The organism is Mycobacterium timonense (assembly GCF_025821985.1).
Lineage (GTDB): Bacteria > Actinomycetota > Actinomycetes > Mycobacteriales > Mycobacteriaceae > Mycobacterium > Mycobacterium avium.
Window position 1 is genome coordinate 26,353 of record NZ_JACKSY010000116.1, and the last position, 18,496, is coordinate 44,848.

General features: G+C 70.0%; 18 protein-coding genes. 12 read left to right on the top strand and 6 right to left on the bottom strand.

Features of this window, described 5'->3' with window-relative positions; all coding sequences use genetic code 11:
• Window positions 1-16: 16 nt before the first annotated feature.
• Both greA and H7I87_RS28170 read right to left on the bottom strand, forming a co-directional pair.
• The gene (gene greA / locus H7I87_RS28165; protein ID WP_003872695.1) at window positions 17-511 is read right to left on the bottom strand and encodes a transcription elongation factor GreA; all 495 of its coding nucleotides are present in this window, start codon (window positions 509-511) and stop codon (window positions 17-19) included.
• Window positions 512-731: 220 nt separating this feature from the next.
• Entirely contained in the window at window positions 732-1,157 is a 426-nt protein-coding gene (locus H7I87_RS28170; RefSeq protein WP_011724001.1) for a DUF4307 domain-containing protein, read from the bottom strand.
• Window positions 1,158-1,267: 110 nt separating this feature from the next.
• On the opposite strand from H7I87_RS28170, the gene mca reads away from it, so the two are divergent.
• From mca to H7I87_RS28190, 4 genes are read left to right on the top strand one after another with little or no spacing between them, the layout of a single operon-like run.
• A complete protein-coding gene (gene mca / locus H7I87_RS28175; protein ID WP_011724002.1) occupies window positions 1,268-2,140 on the top strand; it encodes a mycothiol conjugate amidase Mca in 873 nt (290 codons plus the stop codon).
• Complete coding sequence (locus H7I87_RS28180) at window positions 2,137-2,457, top strand: hypothetical protein (RefSeq protein WP_009975366.1); 321 nt, start codon at window positions 2,137-2,139, stop codon at window positions 2,455-2,457. Before mca ends, H7I87_RS28180 begins: the two co-directional genes overlap by 4 nt.
• Entirely contained in the window at window positions 2,444-4,459 is a 2,016-nt protein-coding gene (locus H7I87_RS28185; RefSeq protein WP_011724003.1) for a thioredoxin domain-containing protein, read from the top strand. The genes H7I87_RS28180 and H7I87_RS28185 overlap by 14 nt, the downstream gene beginning before the upstream one ends.
• A 21-nt stretch (window positions 4,460-4,480) precedes the next feature.
• The gene (locus H7I87_RS28190) at window positions 4,481-4,864 is read left to right on the top strand and encodes a nuclear transport factor 2 family protein (RefSeq protein ID WP_003875365.1); all 384 of its coding nucleotides are present in this window, start codon (window positions 4,481-4,483) and stop codon (window positions 4,862-4,864) included.
• Between the two features lie 9 nt (window positions 4,865-4,873).
• On the opposite strand, the gene trhA is transcribed toward H7I87_RS28190, so the two are convergent.
• Entirely contained in the window at window positions 4,874-5,647 is a 774-nt protein-coding gene (gene trhA / locus H7I87_RS28195) for a PAQR family membrane homeostasis protein TrhA (protein ID WP_009975371.1), read from the bottom strand.
• Between the two features lie 178 nt (window positions 5,648-5,825).
• On the opposite strand from trhA, the gene H7I87_RS28200 reads away from it, so the two are divergent.
• The 3 genes from H7I87_RS28200 (at window position 5,826) to H7I87_RS28210 (ending at window position 8,711) form a co-directional block, all read left to right on the top strand.
• Complete coding sequence (locus H7I87_RS28200) at window positions 5,826-6,614, top strand: (2Z,6E)-farnesyl diphosphate synthase (protein WP_003878551.1); 789 nt, start codon at window positions 5,826-5,828, stop codon at window positions 6,612-6,614.
• 54 nt (window positions 6,615-6,668) lie between these two features.
• Complete coding sequence (locus tag H7I87_RS28205; protein WP_011724004.1) at window positions 6,669-8,039, top strand: hypothetical protein; 1,371 nt, start codon at window positions 6,669-6,671, stop codon at window positions 8,037-8,039.
• 246 nt (window positions 8,040-8,285) lie between these two features.
• Complete coding sequence (locus H7I87_RS28210) at window positions 8,286-8,711, top strand: hypothetical protein (RefSeq protein ID WP_003875369.1); 426 nt, start codon at window positions 8,286-8,288, stop codon at window positions 8,709-8,711.
• A gap of 19 nt (window positions 8,712-8,730) precedes the next feature.
• On the opposite strand, the gene coaA is transcribed toward H7I87_RS28210, so the two are convergent.
• Window positions 8,731-9,669: a type I pantothenate kinase gene (gene coaA, locus H7I87_RS28215; RefSeq protein ID WP_003875370.1), complete on the bottom strand. Its 939-nt coding sequence runs from the start codon at window positions 9,667-9,669 to the stop codon at window positions 8,731-8,733.
• A 127-nt stretch (window positions 9,670-9,796) separates the two neighbouring features.
• Between coaA and glyA the strand changes: the two genes are divergently transcribed.
• The 5 genes from glyA to H7I87_RS28240 all read left to right on the top strand — a co-directional run bounded on the left by glyA (window position 9,797) and on the right by H7I87_RS28240 (window position 16,014).
• A complete protein-coding gene (glyA, locus tag H7I87_RS28220) occupies window positions 9,797-11,077 on the top strand; it encodes a serine hydroxymethyltransferase (RefSeq protein WP_031348075.1) in 1,281 nt (426 codons plus the stop codon).
• 87 nt (window positions 11,078-11,164) lie between these two features.
• Entirely contained in the window at window positions 11,165-11,992 is an 828-nt protein-coding gene (locus H7I87_RS28225; protein ID WP_011724007.1) for an acyl-ACP desaturase, read from the top strand.
• Window positions 11,993-12,211: 219 nt separating this feature from the next.
• Window positions 12,212-13,513: an RNA 5'-3' helicase PhoH2 gene (phoH2, locus tag H7I87_RS28230; protein ID WP_009975376.1), complete on the top strand. Its 1,302-nt coding sequence runs from the start codon at window positions 12,212-12,214 to the stop codon at window positions 13,511-13,513.
• Between the two features lie 127 nt (window positions 13,514-13,640).
• Window positions 13,641-14,516, top strand: coding sequence for a polysaccharide deacetylase family protein (locus H7I87_RS28235; RefSeq protein WP_011724008.1), 876 nt, complete (start codon window positions 13,641-13,643; stop codon window positions 14,514-14,516).
• A gap of 64 nt (window positions 14,517-14,580) precedes the next feature.
• Window positions 14,581-16,014: an adenylate/guanylate cyclase domain-containing protein gene (locus H7I87_RS28240; protein WP_011724009.1), complete on the top strand. Its 1,434-nt coding sequence runs from the start codon at window positions 14,581-14,583 to the stop codon at window positions 16,012-16,014.
• Here H7I87_RS28240 and H7I87_RS28245 read toward each other — a convergent pair.
• Window positions 16,011-17,030, bottom strand: a complete 1,020-nt coding sequence (locus H7I87_RS28245) for a hypothetical protein (protein WP_011724010.1) — start codon at window positions 17,028-17,030, stop codon at window positions 16,011-16,013. The genes H7I87_RS28240 and H7I87_RS28245 overlap by 4 nt on opposite strands.
• A 48-nt stretch (window positions 17,031-17,078) precedes the next feature.
• On the bottom strand, window positions 17,079-18,491 hold the full coding sequence (locus H7I87_RS28250) for a class II fumarate hydratase (protein WP_003875377.1): 1,413 nt from the start codon (window positions 18,489-18,491) through the stop codon (window positions 17,079-17,081).
• Window positions 18,492-18,496 lie beyond the last annotated feature (5 nt).

Consider the following 18,496-nt stretch of genomic DNA (forward strand, 5'->3'; position numbering starts at 1 on the left):
CGCCGAGCGCTCGGACTCAGGAGTGGTAGGGCTCCGCGCTGACCAGCGTGACCTCGACGGTGCTGCCGTTGGGCACGGTGTAGCTGCGGGTCTCGCCCACCTTGGCGTCGATCAGCGCGCCGCCCAGCGGTGAATTGGGCGAGTACACCTCGAGCTTGCCGTCGTTGACGCCCTCCTGGCGGGTGGCGATGAGGAACGTCTCGGTGTCGGACTTGTCGCCGTTGTAGTAGACCTTGACCACCGAGCCGGGCAGCGCGACACCGGACTGCTTGGGCGCCTCGCCGACCTTGGCGTTGTTGAGCAGATCCTGCAGCTGGCGAATCCGGGCCTCCTGTTGGCCCTGCTCTTCGCGGGCGGCGTGGTAGCCGCCGTTCTCGCGCAGGTCACCCTCCTCGCGGCGGTCGTTGATCTCCGCGGCGATGACCGGACGATTCGCGATCAACTGATCGAGCTCGGCCTTGAGCCGGTCGTGCGACTCCTGGGTAAGCCAGGTCACGGAAGTATCCGTCATCTCGTCGTGCTCCTCGTATGTTGTTCCGCGAGTTCGCGTAAGTCCTGTTAACTCCGTCGCCCAGAGCGTGCGGGTGCCTCCCCGTGTGCTGCCGCCCCGTTTTGCTCACGGCCGCTAATGCAGCAACACGGCCCCAACCGGAACCGTGCATTCATCCATGTTACCACCGCGCAAACAGTCGATGACTCCAAATTCGCAGTTCGGCGTCGATCCGGGCCGGTCAGGACGGCCGCAGATAGCCGGGCACGTCGGTGCCGCAGCCGTAGACGTCGGCCACCACCGGCGGCTGGAAGGACTTCACCGTCGTCGTCACCTCGACGGTGGCCGCCCCGGACGGCGGGACCAGCAGCTCGCGCCGGCCGGTCTCGCCGCCGTCGTGGGAGCGGACCCGCACGATGCAGTCCACCGGGCGGGACGGATCCGATCGCGTCACGCTGATCGTGATCGACGCGGTCTGGTCGTCGAGCACCCGGTACCCGACCATCGTCGCCTTGACGTCGCTGGTGCCGAACCGGTGATAGCCGACGACGGCCACCGCCAGCCCGGCCGCCACCACCAGCACGCCCAGCGCGGCGATCACCCACCGCCGCGGAATGCGCGACAGCGCCGAACGGCCGTAGCGCTCGTTCGGGCGGGTTTCGGTCATGGTGGTTTTGCCTGGTCATCGGGCGCCGGCAGCGGCCGGCGGCGGGCACGGATGCGGAACTGGAATTATAGGGTCAGACCGGGCGACCACCGGAAGCGACAAGGGAGCACGTGAGCGAATTGCGGTTGATGGCGGTGCACGCCCATCCCGACGACGAGTCCAGCAAGGGCGCGGCGACCCTGGCCCGCTACGCCGACGAGGGCCATCGGGTGCTGGTGGTGACGTTGACCGGCGGCGAGCGCGGCGACATCCTCAACCCGGCGATGGACCTGCCCGAGGTGCACGGCCACATCGCCGAAATCCGGCGCGACGAAATGGCCAAGGCAGCCGAGATCCTCGGCGTCGAGCACACCTGGCTGGGGTTCGTCGACTCCGGATTGCCCAAGGGCGACCCGCCGCCGCCGCTGCCCGAGGGATGCTTCGCGCTGGTGCCGCTGGAGGAGGCGATCGAGGCGCTGGTCCGCGTGGTCCGCGAATTCCGGCCGCACGTGATGACCACCTACGACGAAACCGGCGGCTACCCGCATCCCGATCACATTCGCTGCCACCAGGTTTCGGTCGGCGCCTACGAGGCGGCCGGCGACTACCGGCGCTTCCCGGACGCCGGCGAGCCGTGGACGGTGTCCAAGCTGTACTACAACCACGGCTTCCTGCGGGCGCGGATGCAGCTGCTGCACGACGAAGCGGTCAAACACGGTCACGAACCGCCGTTCAAGAAGTGGCTCGAGCATTGGGATCCCGCCCACGACCCGTTCGAGTCCCGCGTCACCACCCGCGTGGAATGCTCGGCCTATTTCAGCCAGCGCGACGACGCGCTGCGGGCGCACACCACCCAGATCGACCCGGACCACGACTTCTTCGCCGCCCCCATCGCATGGCAGCAACGGCTTTGGCCCACTGAGGAATTCGAGTTGGCCCGCTCCCGGGTCCCGGTCCGGTTGCCCGAAGACGACCTGTTCGCCGGAATCGAGCCCGACGCGTGAACCACCTCCTGGTGCTCTCCGGTGCGGTGGCCGACGGCGCACCGCACCACACCGGACCCGACTTCGGCAAGGCCAGCCCGGTCGGGCTGCTGATCGTTGTGCTGCTGTTGATCAGCACGCTGTTCCTGCTGCGGTCGATGAACCGGCAACTGCGCAAGGTGCCCGAATCGTTCGACCCCCAACACCCCGAGCCGGATCAGGCCGCCGACGAGGGCACCGACGCGGTCGACGCGGAGGGCGCACCGGACGCCGATCCCGGCCCGGACCAGGCCAACGGGTCACCGCGACCCCCGGGATCCGGCGATGAGCCCGGCTGACCCGTCGGCCACGAATACCCTTGGGCGGGCGACCAGCCCGTATCTGCGTCAGCACGCCGACAACCCGGTGCACTGGCAGCAGTGGACCCCGCAGGCACTGGCCGACGCCGCCGCCCGCGACGTGCCGATCCTGCTCTCGGTGGGGTACGCCGCCTGCCACTGGTGCCACGTCATGGCCCACGAGTCGTTCGAAGACCCCGACGTGGCCGCGGCGATGAACTCCGGATTCGTCTGCGTCAAGGTCGACCGCGAGGAACGCCCCGACATCGACGCGGTGTACATGAACGCCACCGTCGCCCTGACCGGGCACGGCGGTTGGCCGATGACGTGTTTCCTGACACCGGACGGCCGGCCCTTCTTCTGCGGCACCTACTATCCCAAAGACGCCTTCCTGCAACTGCTTTCGGCTGTCTCGGCCACCTGGCGGGAGCGCCGCGGCGAGGTCGAGGAGGCGTCGGACCGCATCGCCGGCGAGCTGCGCAAGATGACCTCCGGGCTGCCCGCGGGCGGTGCGGACCTCGCGGCGGCGCTGTGCGACGAGGCCGTCGCCGCGATCATCGCCGACCGGGACACGGTGCACGGCGGGTTCGGCGGCGCCCCCAAATTCCCGCCGTCGGCGCTGCTGGAGGCGCTGCTGCGCAGCTACGAGCGCACCGGGTCAGCAGCGGTGCTGCAGGCGGTGGCGCACACCGGTGCGGCGATGGCCCGCGGCGGGATCTACGACCAGCTGGGCGGCGGCTTCGCCCGCTACAGCGTCGACAACGCTTGGGTGGTACCGCATTTCGAGAAGATGCTGTACGACAACGCGCTGCTGCTGCGGGTCTACGCGCATTGGGCCCGCCGCACCGGCGACCCGCTGGCGGCGCGGGTCACGGCCGAGACCGCGCGGTTTCTGCTCGACGACCTCGCCGACGGCGACATGTTCACCTCGTCGCTGGACGCCGACGCCGACGGCCGGGAGGGCTCGACCTATGTGTGGACGCCGGCACAGCTGACCGAGGTGCTCGGGCCCGACGACGGGCGTTGGGCCGCAGCTGTTTTCGGGGTCACCGAGACCGGAACGTTCGAGCACGGCAGCTCGGTGCTGCGGCTGCCCGCGGACCCGCCGGACACCCCGCGGTTCGACCGGGTGCGCGCGGCGTTGCTGGCCGCCCGGCGCAGCCGAATCCAGCCAGGCCGCGACGACAAAGTCGTCACGTCCTGGAACGGCTTGGCCATCACCGCTTTCACCGAGGCCAGCGTCGCGCTGGACGACCTCGGGCTCGCCGACGCCGCCCGGCGCTGCGCACGGTCTGTGCTCGACCTGCACGTCGTCGACGGCAGGCTGCGACGGGCCAGCCTGGGCGGGGTGGTCGGCGACAGCGCCGCCATCCTCGAGGATTACGCGATGCTGGCCACCGGCCTGCTGGCGCTGTATCAGCTGAGCGCCGAGGACAGCTGGCTGACCGCCGCGACCGACCTGCTCGACACCGCCCTGGCGCATTTCGCCGATCCGCAGCGGCCCGGCCGCTGGTTCGACACCGCCGACGACGCCGAGCGGCTGATGCTGCGGCCGGCCGACCCGCTGGACGGGGCCACCCCGTCGGGCGCGTCGTCGGTCACCGAAGCCCTGTTGACCGCCGCGCACCTGGTCGGCGGCGAGCGCGCCGAGCGGTACCTGCGCGCCGCCACCGACGCGCTGCGCGCGCAGGCGGTGCTGCTGGAACGCGCCCCGCGCACGGCCGGGCATTGGCTGGCCGTCGCCGAGGCCGCGGTGCGCGGGCCGCTGCAGATCGCGGTGGCCTGCGACCCCGCCCGCTCGGCGCTGCTGGCCGACGCGCGACGGCTGGCGCCCGGCGGGGCGATCGTGGTGGGCGGCCCGCGGGATTCGTCGGAGCTGCTGTCCGGCCGCGACCGGGTGGCCGGCGCCGACGCCGCCTACGTATGCCGCGGCCGGGTCTGCGACCTGCCGGTCACCCGCACACCCGAACTGGCCGCCGCCCTGGGTGCGCCCGCGCCCTGACCGCGAGATACCCTGCGTCGCATGCCGAATGACGCCAAGACCGACGCGATCAGGAACACGGTCCACCGCTACATCGAACTGGTCGCCAAGGGCGGCGCCGACGACTTGGTCGAGCTGTACGCCGACGACGCCACCGTCGAGGACCCGGTCGGCGGCGAGGTGCACATCGGCCGCCAGGCCATCCACGGCTTCTACTCCGCGCTCGACAACCTGCAGCGCGAATGCGAGCTGCTGACGCTGCGGGTGGCCGGCAACGAGGCGGCGTTCCACTTCCGGCTGACCGTGACCGCCGGCGAGCACCGGATGGTGATCGAGCCGATCGACGTGATGGTGTTCGACGGCAACGGGAAGGTCGCCGCGATGAAGGCGTACTGGTCCCCGGACGACGACGTCAGCCGGCCGTAACCCGGACGATCATGCCGTGGCCAGCCACGCATGGTCGCCGGTGTAGAACACGGCGAACCACATGGCGATGTAGTGCAGGATCGCCGCGATCGCGGTGAGGGCGTGGAAGAACTCGTGGTAGCCGAACGTGCTAGGCCACGGATCCGGCCAGCGCAGCGCGTAGAAGATGCCGCCCACGCTGTAGAGCACCCCGCCCACCGCCAGCAGCACCATCGCGGCCACCCCGGCCTGGTGCAGGATCGTCGGCGCATACCAGATGGCCACCCAGCCCAGCAGCAGGTACAGCGGCACCCCCAGCCAGCGCGGCGCGGTCGGCCAGCAGACCTTGAGCGCGATGCCCGCCAGCGCGCCGCCCCACACGATGCACAGCACCACCACCCCGGTGTTCTGCGGCATCACCAGCCGGGCGAACGGGGTGTAGCTGCCGGCGATGAACACGAAGATCATCGAGTGGTCCAGCCGCTTCATCCGGGTGCGGGCGGCCTCGGTCTTCCACTTCACCCGGTGATAGGTGGCGCTGACCGCGAACAGCGCGACCGTGGCCGCGGCGTAGATCAGCGTCGAATGCCCGGCGCGCGGCGAGGCGGCCGCCCACGACACCGACACCAGCGTGGCGCCGGTGATGACGGCCAGCCACGCCGAGTAGAAGTGGATCCAGCCGCGCATCCGCGGCTTGCCCAGAACCTGGGCGGCGCCTTCGACGAGCTGCTCGACGGTGTTGCCCGGGACGATCGCCTCGTGATCGGGCTCCGGGTTGGGGGCGGTGCTGGTCTGGCTGCTCATGTCTCCTGGGGGTGGTCTGCCGGATAGGGATGCAAGGGATGCGGCCGGCGGCTGCTCACCAGTCAGAGTAGCCAGGAACGGCCGCGGCGCCGTCGCGAGCTGTGCGGCGACGGCCCGCACGACGCGGCCGAAATCAGCACCGGTGAAACGATCGCCGCTGGCAGTAGGGTGTGTGTTCGTGGAAATCATTCCGCCGCGACTCAAGGAGCCGTTGTACCGCATCTACGAGATGCGGTTGCGCCAGGAGCTCGGTGCCGCGAAGGCCGACCTGCCCCGCCACATCGCGGTGCTGTGCGACGGCAACCGGCGCTGGGCGCGCGACGCCGGGTACGACGACGTCAGCTACGGCTACCGGATGGGCGCGGTCAAGATCGCCGAGATGCTGCGCTGGTGTCAGGCAGCCGGCATCGAGATGACCACGGTGTACCTGCTTTCCACGGAGAACCTGCAGCGCGACCCCGACGAGCTGGCCGGGCTGATCGAAATCATCACCGACGTCGTCGAGGAGATCTGCGCGCCGGCCAACCGGTGGAGCGTGCGCACCGTCGGCGACCTCGAGCTGCTCGGCGAGGAGCCGGCCCGCCGGCTGCGCGGCGCCGTCGAGTCCACCCCGGTCGAGGCGTCCTTCCACGTCAACGTCGCCGTCGGCTACGGCGGCCGGCGGGAGATCGTCGACGCCGTGCGCTCGCTGCTGAGCAAGGAACTGGCCAACGGGGCGACGGCCGAAGAGCTGATCGACGCGGTCACCGTCGACGCGATCTCGGAAAACCTGTACACCTCGGGGCAACCCGATCCGGACCTGGTGATCCGCACCTCCGGCGAGCAACGGCTGTCGGGTTTTCTGCTGTGGCAAAGCGCCTACTCCGAGATGTGGTTCACCGAGGCGCACTGGCCGGCCTTCCGCCGGGTCGACTTCCTGCGGGCGCTGCGCGACTACAGCCAGCGGCACCGCCGCTACGGCAAATAACCCGCCGCCCAGAAGGCCTTAAGCACCACTCGACCTGCGTGCCACACTTGGTGCATGGCTGCGCTGTCGGCGGTGGTGTTCACGCTGAGCGCCTGGCTGGGCCTGTATCTGGCCGCCCGCGATCCGCGCAAACCCGTCCTGGTGCTGGCGGCCATCGGACTGTGCGGGTTCGCGCTCGTGGTGGGGCTGGACGCGGTCCGCACCGCCAGTCCCGCGCACGCCCCGCTGCTGAGCCGCGTCGAGATCTACCTGACGGCGGTGCCCGGCGTGGCCTGGTTCGCGGTGCTCGTGGAGCTGTCCCGGCCCCCCGACGGCTGGCGCAGCCGCACCCGCGAGGTGCTGCTGGTGGCCGGGGTGGCGGCGCTGACGCTGCTCGGCGCGGCGCTGGCCGGCAGCGTGGACGGGCCGCTGCGGCCCGGCCACTGGCTGATGATGGCGGCGATCTCGGTGTCGACCCTGGGCGCGATGGCCGTCGCGTTGCGCCGGCCGCGGCGGCCCCGGCCGGCCGTCGGGCTGGCTGTCACCGCCACCTTGTTCTTCGCGCTGGCCAACGCGATCCTGATCATTCCGCTGGGCCTGGTGCCCAGCTGGCTTGCGCTGGCCTCGACGAGCTGCGACGTGCTGGGGCTCGGCGTCGCCGTCGCGCTGTGGGACGCGTTCGACGAGGGGCACGCGCTGCGCGCCGACATGCTGCGCTCGTTCGCCGGTTCGGTGGCGGTCGCCGTGCTGTTCGGCGGCCAGGCGCTGATCGGGCTGGCGGTGACCCGCACCGATCCCGGCGCGCGGACCGCGCTGACCGTGCTGCTGTTCACCAGCCTGGCGATCGCGATCACCGTGCAGGTGCTCGCCGATCCGCTGGCCGGGCTGCTCGACCGGCTGGCGTTCTCGAAATCGCCTGCGCTGCGGGCGGATCGGGCCGCGCTGCGGCACACCGGCGCGGCGCTGCCGCTGCGCCAGGAGCATCCGCTGGACGGCGTCGACGACGTCACCTTCGCCAGGCTCACCCGTCGGGCACTCGGGCACTACGGGGATCTGACCAAGCTGGTCGCCAGCCCGCTGACCGCGTTGCCGGTGATCGACGAGCGGCTGGCCGCCCGCGGGGCCCCCGACCAGCCGATCGAGCGGGCCACCGAGCTCAAGGCCGTGCTGGCCGACGCCATCGCCCGGCTCAAGCCGCGCGACGGCGGCGACTTCGGGACCACCGAGGAGTGGCGCCACTACAACTCGCTGTATTTCCCCTACGTCGTCGGGGTGCGCGCCTACGCCCAGAACGCCACCGCGTCGGGCCTGGATCCGACGGCTCGGCAGGCCTGGCAGTGGTTCGTCACCGAGGTTCCCCAGCGCTCGTTGCACAACTGGCAGAACGCCGCCGCCCGGCTGATCGCCGCCGACCTTCGCGGGCGGGTCCCGGTTCCCAGCGAGTAGAACGGGTACTGCAGTCACCGCGGTCGCCGGACGGCACAGCGCTGTGCCCTGCGCCCGTGACCAGGCCACTAGCCGACACGGACTGGCGCGTGTCAAATATTTACCCGCTGACGGGAATAGCCGGGTGAACCAGCTGGTCATACAACTCGTGGCAGCAGTTGGCAGCGCCACGAGTCGATATGGCAGTGCTCCGGCGGCACGCTCAAACCTGTTCGACACCAACCCGCCATCGCGAGGAGTAATCACATGAGCACTGTTTCCGGGGTATCCGGCGTCACCGTCCGGCCCCTCTACGACTCGACCGACTCGCTGTTGCGTTTCGCGGTGCGCGCCGACGCCACGCTGACCGGATTGTGCGGTCTGGCCGTCGCCGTCGCCGCCGATCCGCTCTCGTCGCTGACCGGCCTGACCTCCTTCCAGGAGTACATCGGCGGAGCCTTCTTCGTGCTCTACGGCCTGGTGGTGTTCAGCCTGGGCGCGCTGCCGGACCTGCGCCGCGCGGGTATCAGCATCGTGGCGGCCAACGCGGTGTTCACGCTGGCCGCGATCGTGGCCGCCGGCGTGTTGCCGCTGACCGGCGCCGGAGTCGCCCTGACGCTGGCCAGCGCGGCCTACACGGCGGCGTTCGCCGCCGTGCAATACGCGGGCGTGCGCCGGCTCGAGACGGCCTGACCGCCGGCCGGCGCCGGGCTCACAGCTTGCGCAGCCGCAGCCGGTTGATCGAGTGGTCGGCGTCCTTGCGTAGCACCAGGGTGGCCCGCGGCCGGGTGGGCAGAATGTTCTCCACCAGGTTGGGCCGGTTGATCGAGCGCCAGATCTCCCGGGCCGCGGCCACCGCCTTGGTGTCGTTGAGCGCCGCGTAGTGGTGGAAGTGCGACTCGGGATCGGCGAAGGCGGTGCTGCGCATCGCCAGGAACCGCGAGATGTACCACTGCTCGATGTCTTCGATCCGCGCGTCGACGTAGATGCCGAAGTCGAACAGGTCCGACACCATCAGGGTGGGCCCGGTCTGCAGGACGTTGAGGCCCTCCAGGATCAGGATGTCGGGATGGCGGACCACGTGCTTGGCCCCCGGGATGATGTCGTATTTCAGGTGCGAATACACCGGCGCGCAGGCGTAGTCCGAACCGGACTTGACCGACGTCACGAACCGCATCAGCGCCCGGCGGTTGTAGCTTTCCGGAAATCCCTTGCGGTGCATCAGGTTTCGCCGGTCCAGCTCGGCGTTCGGGTACAGGAACCCGTCGGTGGTCACCAGGTCCACCCGCGGGTGGTGGTCCCAGCGGGCCAGCAGCGCCTGCAGCACGCGCGCGGTGGTCGACTTGCCGACGGCCACGCTGCCGGCCACCCCGATGACGAACGGCACCGGCCGGTCCGGGTTTTGCTGAGGTTCGCCGAGGAACTCGGCGGTGGCGGCGAACAACCGCTGCCGGGCGGCCACCTGAAGGTGGATGAGCCGGGCCAGCGGCAGGTAGACCTCTTCCACTTCCAGCAGGTCGATTTGTTCGCCCAGACCGCGCAGGCCGACCAGTTCCTCCTCGGTGAGGGCCAGCGGCGTGGACATACGCAGCGCACGCCATTGCTTTCGGTCGAACTCCACATACGGGCTCGGCTCGCTAAGCCGCGGCATAGTGCAAGTGTGGCAGGGGCTCGCCCGCGCCCGACGGCAGGGCTGGCGAAAAGCCGGCCCTGGATAGACTGGCGCCGTGACTGCTGCACCTGACGCTCGCCCCACCGCATCCGACACGGCGTCGCTGATGTCGGCGCCGCTCGCCGACATCGACCCCGACATCGCCGGGTTGCTGGGTCAGGAGCTGGGCCGCCAGCGCGACACGCTGGAGATGATCGCCTCGGAGAACTTCGTCCCGCGCGCGGTGCTGCAGGCCCAGGGCAGCGTGCTGACGAACAAGTACGCCGAGGGGCTGCCCGGCCGCCGCTACTACGGCGGCTGCGAGTACGTCGACGTGGTGGAGAACATCGCCCGGGATCGGGCCAAGGCCCTCTTCGGCGCCGACTTCGCCAACGTGCAGCCGCATTCGGGTGCCCAGGCCAACGCGGCCGTGCTGCACGCGCTGATGACGCCGGGGGAGCGGCTGCTGGGTCTGGACCTGGCCAACGGCGGGCACCTGACGCACGGCATGAAGCTGAACTTCTCCGGCAAGCTCTACGACGTCGGCTTCTACGGCGTCGACCCGACCACGCACCTGATCGACATGGACGCGGTGCGGGCCAAGGCCCTCGAGTTCCGTCCCAAGGTCATCATCGCCGGCTGGTCGGCCTACCCGCGGGTGCTGGACTTCGCGGCGTTCGCGTCGATCGCCGACGAGGTCGGCGCCAAGCTGTGGGTCGACATGGCACACTTCGCGGGCCTGGTCGCCGCCGGGCTGCACCCGTCCCCGGTTCCGCACGCCGACGTGGTGTCCACCACCGTGCACAAGACGCTCGGCGGCCCGCGCTCCGGCCTGATCCTGGGCAAGCAGGAGTACGCCAAGTCGATCAACTCCGCGGTGTTCCCCGGCCAGCAGGGCGGGCCGCTCATGCACGTCATCGCCGCCAAGGCCGTCGCGCTCAAGATCGCCGGCACGGAAGAGTTCGCCGACCGGCAGCGGCGCACCCTGTCCGGGGCGCGCATCCTCGCCGAGCGGCTGTCGGGCGCCGACGTGGCGGCCGCCGGCGTGTCGGTCGTCAGCGGCGGCACCGACGTCCACCTGGTGCTGGTCGACCTGCGCAACTCGGAGCTCGACGGCCAGGCCGCCGAGGACCTGCTGCACGAGATCGGCATCACCGTCAACCGCAACGCCGTGCCCAACGATCCCCGGCCGCCGATGGTCACCTCCGGGTTGCGGGTGGGCACGCCGGCCCTGGCCACCCGGGGCTTCGGGGACGCCGAGTTCAGTGAGGTCGCCGACGTCATCGCCACCGCGCTGGCGGGCGGCCGCGGGGCCGATCTGGCGGCGCTGCGGGACCGGGTCACCCGGCTGGCCAGGGATTTCCCGCTGTACGAGGGCCTCGAAGACTGGGCGCTGGTCGGCCGGTAGCCGGCCGCTGGGGACCAAAGTCACCACTTTGCCCGCGGCGGCGCGGACGATTTCACGAACCTGTGTACGCAAGTTACAGTTATCTCCATGGCCGAAAGACCTGTCGCTAACGCGCTGACCCTGGAACTCGAGCCGGTTGTCGAAGCCAACATGGATCGACACCTGTCCACCGAGGAACTCTGGTTCGCCCACGACTACGTGCCGTACGACCGGGGCGAGAACTTCGCCTTCCTCGGCGGACGCGACTGGGATCCGTCGTCGGCCACGCTGCCGAGGCCGCTGACGGACGCCTGCGAGATCATGCTGCTGCTCAAGGACAACCTGGCCGCACACCACCGCGAGCTCGTCGAGCACTTCATCCTCGAGGACTATTGGGGCCGCTGGCTGGGCCGGTGGACCGCCGAGGAGCACCTGCACGCCATTGCGCTGCGGAATTACCTGGTGGTGACCCGCGAGGTCGACCCCACCGCCAACGAAGAGGCCCGCGTGCAGTACGTGATGAAGGGCTACCGCGCCGACACCTACAGCCAGGTGGAGACCCTGGTCTACATGGCCTTCACCGAACGCAGCCACGCCGTGTTCTGCGAGAACCTGTCCGCAAAGCTCGAGGAGCCGATCCTGTCCGGGCTGGTCGACCGGATCTCCCGGGACGAGCGGCGCCACGAGCTGTTCTTCTCCAACCTCGTCGCGCGCTGCCTGGAATACACCCGCGACGAGACGATCGCCGCGATCGCCGCCCGCGCGGCCGAGCTGGAGGTGCCCGGCGCCGACATCGACGCCTACCAGGACAAGCTGCGCAACATCGCCGAGGCCGGCGTCTTCACCGAGAATGACCTGCGCCAGGTGATCTCCGACCGCATCCGCGCATGGGGTGTGGCCGACGAGCCCGCCCTCAAGCCGTTCGTCATCGGCTGACCCTTCTTCGCGCGCCGGCGCGCACCCGTCGGCGCGCCTGCGCTGCTGCGCAGCGGCCACGAGAGTAGCGTCGTTCTCGATGGCCAGCGTCATGCTCTGCTGCCAGGGCGGCACCTCCCGTCACCACAACGGAAGGACCGGCCCCGGTCCTGGTGCTGCGGTTCCCGCCGACATGCCTGCGCGGGTCCGCGCGGGCTCATCCCGCTCGAGGAGCGCTACGTGACCGATATCCGGACCTACGTGATCGACACCTCCGTGCTGCTGTCCGACCCGTGGGCGTGCAGCCGGTTCGCCGAACACGAGGTGGTGGTCCCGCTGGTGGTGATCAGCGAACTGGAGGCCAAACGCCACCATCACGAGCTGGGATGGTTCGCCCGCCAGGCGCTGCGTCTGTTCGACGATCTGCGGCTGCTGCACGGACGGCTGGATCAGCCGATTCCGGTTGGGACGCAAGGCGGTTCGCTGCACGTCGAGCTCAACCACACCGACCCGGCGGTGCTGCCCGCGGGTTTCCGCAGCGACAGCAACGACTCCCGGATCCTGAGCTGCGCCGCCAACCTGGCCGCCGAGGGCAAGCGAGTCACCTTGGTGAGCAAGGACATTCCGCTTCGGGTCAAGGCCGCCGCGGTGGGACTGGCCGCCGACGAGTACCACGCCCAGGACGTGGTGGCCTCCGGCTGGTCGGGGATGCACGAGCTCGAGACCGCGACCGAGGACATCGACGCGCTGTTCACCGAGGGCGAGATCGACCTGGCGGAGGCGCGAGACCTGCCGTGCCACACCGGAATTCGGTTGCTCGGCGGAAGCTCGCACGCGCTGGGCCGGGTCAACCCGGACAAACGTGTGCAGCTGGTCCGCGGCGATCGGGAGGCGTTCGGGCTGCGCGGGCGTTCGGCCGAACAGCGGGTGGCGCTGGACCTGCTGCTCGACGAGTCGGTGGGCATCGTGTCGCTGGGCGGCAAGGCCGGCACCGGCAAGTCGGCGCTCGCGCTGTGCGCGGGCCTGGAGGCGGTGCTGGAACGGCGCACCCAGCGCAAGGTGGTGGTCTTCCGTCCGCTCTACGCCGTGGGTGGTCAGGAGCTGGGCTACCTGCCCGGCAGCGAGAGCGAGAAGATGGGTCCGTGGGCGCAGGCCGTCTTCGACACCCTCGAGGGTCTGGCCAGCCCGGCGGTGCTCGACGAAGTGCTGTCCCGCGGCATGCTCGAGGTGCTGCCGCTGACCCACATCCGCGGCCGCTCGCTGCACGACTCGTTCGTCATCGTCGACGAGGCGCAGTCGCTGGAGCGCAACGTGTTGCTGACCGTGCTGTCCCGGCTGGGCACCGGCTCGCGGGTGGTGCTCACCCACGACATCGCCCAGCGCGACAACCTGCGGGTGGGCCGCCACGACGGGGTCGCGGCGGTGATCGAAAAGCTCAAGGGCCACCCGCTGTTCGCCCACATCACCTTGCTGCGCAGCGAGCGGTCGCCGATCGCCGCGCTGGTCACCGAGATGCTCGAGGAGATCGCCGGGCCGCACTGACGGCGCCTGGTTTCGCAGGGCTCGCTCGTAACGCCACGGCGATTCCGGGGCCCGGTTTGCGCCCTGCCGTTACGAGCGGCGGCCTCGCCGCCCCGGGTTGTACGGCCGCTTTCGATAAACTTCCACGGTGGCGAAACGACCCGACACCCTGGCCTGGCGCTACTGGCGCACGGTCGTCGGGGTGCTGGCGGCCGTCGCGGTGCTGGTGATCGGCGGGCTGACCGGCCACGTCACCCGCGCCGACGACCTGAGCTGCTCGGTCGTCAAATGCGTGGCGCTGACGTTCGACGACGGGCCCGGCCCGTTCGACGAGCGGCTGCTGCAGATCCTCAAGGACAACGACGCCAAGGCCACCTTCTTTCTGATCGGCAACAAGGTGGCCGCGAACCCGGCCGGCGCCAAGCGCATCGCCGATGCGGGAATGGAGATCGGCAACCACACCTGGGAACACCCCAACATGACCACCATCCCCACCGAGGACGTCGCCGCCCAATTCACCAGGGCCAATGACGCGATCCACGCCGCCACCGGCCGCACCCCGAACCTGTACCGCCCCGCCGGCGGGCTGTCCAACCCGGTGGTGCGTCAGACCGCCGGTCAATTGGGGCTAGCCGAAATCCTTTGGGATGTCATCCCTTTCGATTGGGCCAATGACTCCAACACCGCCGCGACGCGGTACATGCTGATGACCTACATCAAACCGGGCTCGGTGGTGTTGTTCCACAACACCTACTCGAGCACCGTCGATCTGGTGTACCAGTTCATCCCGGTGCTCAAGGCCAACGGCTACCGGCTGGTGACGGTCAGCGAACTGCTGGGGCCGCGAGCGCCCGGCAGCAGTTACGGCAGCCGGGAGAACGGCCCACCGGTCAACGGGCTGCGCGACATCCCCGCCTCCGACATCCCCAAGCTGCCCGACACGCCCTCGCCGAAGCCGATGCCCAACTTCCCGATCACCGACATCCCCGGGCAGAACTCCGGCGGGCCGAACAACGGTGCCTAGCACGCGGGCAGCTACAGAGGAGCGAAAGTCCGCTCGGCGGTGGCTGTTTCGCTACGGGCTGGACATGAGCCTGTCGTATGTGCTGGCCGTCGGCGAAGCCGCGGCCATCCTGATCCCGTTGCGCGGCCACACATCCGTCGGAGTCAACGCCGACTTCGCGCGGCAGAACACCGGGCCGGTGCTGGCGCTCATCGCGCTGGGCATCGTCGGCGTCGCGGTGGCCGGCGCGCTGAGCCTGGCTCCCACGCTGCGCTGGTATGTCGCGGGCGAGGAACCCACGCCGCAGCAGCGCGACGCGGTGATGAAGCTGGCCGGCCGCCAGTCGGCGATCCTGGTGACCGCCTGGGCGGTGAGCGGTGGGATCTTCCTGCTGCTGAATCTGGCTGGGGGAGCACGACTTCTGCTGCCCATCGCGCTCGGCGCGTTGCTGGGCGGCTCGGCCGCCGCCGGCACCGGGATGCTGCTCGCCCAGCGCACGCTGCGGCCCATCATGCGGGCGGCCACGCTGGGCGCCGAGCCGCGGCTGGCGGTGCCCAGCGTGTACGCGCGGCTGGTCCTGCTGTGGTTCCTGTGCAGCGCGTTCCCCATCGCCGTCATCGCGGCCTTGGTGGTGCTGCGCTCGTACGGCTGGTTGGTCGAGAAGTCCGCGTCGCTGGATGTGCCCATCCTGGTGGTGTCGCTGGCGGCGCTGGTGCTCGGGCTGCCGACGATGATCTTGACGTCGCGCTCCATCTCCGATCCGATCGGCGAGGTCGTCGATGCGATGGCCGAGATTGAGCACGGCCGGATGGAGACCTACGTCGGCGCCTACGAGCGCTCCCAAATCGGCAGGCTGCAAACGGGTTTCAACCGGATGGTGGCCGGGCTCGCCGAGCGTGACCGGCTGCGCGACCTGTTCGGCCGACACGTCGGCGCGGACGTCGCGCAGCGCGCCATCGAAGAGGGGGCGTCGCTGTCCGGGGACGTGGTGGAAGCGGCGGTGCTGTTCATCGATCTGGTCGGCTCCACCCAGCTCGCGGAAAGCCGCCCCCCGCAAGAGGTCGCGGAGGTGCTCAACGACTTCTTCCGGATTGTCGTCAACGCCGTCGACGAACACCACGGTCTGGTCAACAAATTCGCCGGCGACGCCGCGCTGGCCGTCTTCGGGGTGCCGTTGCCGACCAATGAGCCGGCGTCTGCGGCGCTGGCGACGGCCCGCACGCTCGGTACCCAATTACGGCAGTTGCCAGTCGATTTCGGGATCGGTGTGTCCGCGGGCCGGGTCTTCGCCGGCAACGTCGGCGCCGAGAACCGGTACGAATACACCGTGATCGGTGACGCCGTGAACGAGGCGGCGCGGCTGGCCGACCTGGCCAAGACCGCCGACCGCAGAATCCTGTGTTCGGCGGCGGCGATCGAGGCGGCCGGCGAGGCCGAACGCGGGCACTGGGCCGAATGCTATTCCACCGTGCTGCGCGGGCGATCCGAGACCACCCACGTCTCGGCGCCCACCGGTTAGGACTTCGCGACCTTGAGCGCGGCGATGATCTTGCCGATCAGTCCGGCCGAGGCGCTGTCACCGATCGGTGTGCTGCCGATGAACACGCTGACGGGTTTGGTGTCGACCGCGATGATGGTGACCGAATCGCCCTTGACGTTGCGGGTGGGGTCGGCGATGGTGACGTCGGCGTCGGCCCGGACCGCCTTGGTGCCGTCGACGGTGATCGGTGACGTCTTGATCGGGCCCAGGGTGGGCATCGCGTTCGCATAGCCGGGCCCGTTGGCCAGGCACTGCATCAGTTTGGTGGCCTGCGCGGTGAGGTCCATGCTGGGGACGAAGTTGGTGACGCCGACCTCGGCGGTCATCATCCACTGGTTGGCCCCCGGAACATCCTGGGCCACGCCCAGCGCACCGATCAGGTTCGGGCCCTGGTCGTCGGAGAACACCGTCCACCCCGACGGCGCCGCGTTGGCCGGGAACGAAAGCTTGCCCGCGGCGATGGAGTCGGACCGGGGCATGTCGCCGCCGGACACGTTCGGGGTGCAATCGGTGGCGTTCTGCGCCGAGTTCTTCGGCTGCGACACCGAGGTACTGGTGGACGACGGCGTGGCGCCGGACGGCTTGCTGCCGTGCCCGCCCTTCATCACCACCAGGGTGGCCACCAGCGCGATCACCGCCAGCACGACCAGCCCGGCGACGATCAGCCAGGGCAACTTGGAGCCGGGGCCGCCGGGCGGCGGTCCCGGCGAGTAGGGCCCGCCGGGACCGAACGGCTGTCCGGGACCGGGATACGGCGCACCCGGGTACGGGCCGCCCGGGTAGGGGCCACCCGGGTACGGGTAGCCGCCGCCCGGCGGCGGGTAGGGATACGGACCGCCGGCCGGATACTGCCCGGGCTGCGGATAGGGGCCGCCCTGTGGCTGACCGCCCTGTGGCTGACCGCCTGGTGGCTGGCCGCTCCAATTCGGCTCCTGCCCATACGGATTGCTTCCGTAGGACCCCGGGCCATAGGGACCGCCGGGAGGAGCCGTCATCGAAAAACCATCCTTACTGTCATCAACCGCCGTCACCGAACGGTCGGCTCAGTCCTGCGGCTTGACCTTGGCCATGGCCAGCACGTCGAGCCGGCGGTCGAGCTCCTCGAGCGACAGCTTGTCGCCGATCAGCCCGCGGTCGATGACGGTCTGCCGAATCGTCTTGCGCTCCTTGAGCGCCTGCTTGGCCACCGCCGCCGCCTCCTCGTAGCCGATCGCCGAGTTCAGCGGCGTCACGATCGACGGTGAGGATTCGGCGAGCTCGCGCAGGTGCTCCACGTTGGCGCTCAGCCCGCTGATGCAGCGCTCGGCGAACAGCCTCGACACGTTGGTCAGCAGCTTGAACGACTCCAGGATGTTGCGGGCCATCATCGGGATGTACACGTTGAGCTCGAAGGCGCCCGACAAGCCGCCGACGGCCACCGCCGCGTCGTTGCCGATCACCTGCGCGGCGACCTGCGTAACCGCTTCGGGGATAACCGGATTCACCTTGCCCGGCATGATCGAGCTGCCCGGCTGCAGATCGGGAAGGGCGATCTCGGCCAGGCCGGTCAGCGGCCCCGAACCCATCCAGCGGATGTCGTTGGCGATCTTGGTCAGCGACACCGCGATGGTGCGCAGCGCGCCGGAGGCCTCGACCAGCCCGTCGCGCGCCGCCTGGGCCTCGAACGAGTTTGTCGCCGTGCGCAATTCGCTCAATCCGGTGGAGGCGATCAGCGTCTCGACCACCTTGGCGCCGAAGCCGTCGGGAGCGTTGAGACCGGTGCCCACCGCGGTCCCGCCGATCGCCAGCTCACCCAGCCGGGGCAGCGTGGCCCGCACCCGCTCGATGCCGGCCTCGATCTGGCGGGCGTAGCCGCTGAACTCCTGGCCGAGCGTCACCGGCACGGCGTCCATCAGGTGGGTGCGGCCCGACTTGACCACGGTGTGCCACTCGCGGGCCTTGCTCGCCAGGGCGTCGTGCAGCACCTGCAGCGCCGGAATCAGATGGCGCACTGCGGCTTCCGTGGCCGCGATGTGGGTTGCGGTGGGGAAGGTGTCGTTCGACGACTGCGACATGTTGACGTCGTCGTTGGGATGCACGGTCACCCCGTTGGCGGCCGCGATGGACGCGATCACCTCGTTGGTGTTCATGTTCGAGCTGGTGCCCGAGCCGGTCTGGAAGACGTCGATGGGAAACTGGTCGTCGTGGCGACCGTCGGCGATCTCGGCGGCCGCGGCGATGATCGCGTCGGCCTTCTCCGGCGCCAGCAACCCCAGATCCTTGTTGACCTGCGCGCAGGCGCCCTTCAGCAGGCCCAGGGCGCGGATCTGGGTGCGTTCCAGGCCCCGGCCCGAGATCGGGAAGTTCTCGACCGCGCGCTGGGTTTGCGCGCGCCACAACGCTTTTGCGGGTACCCGGACCTCGCCCATGGTGTCGCGCTCGATGCGGTAGTCGGTGTCGCCGTCGTCAGTGGCCATACAGT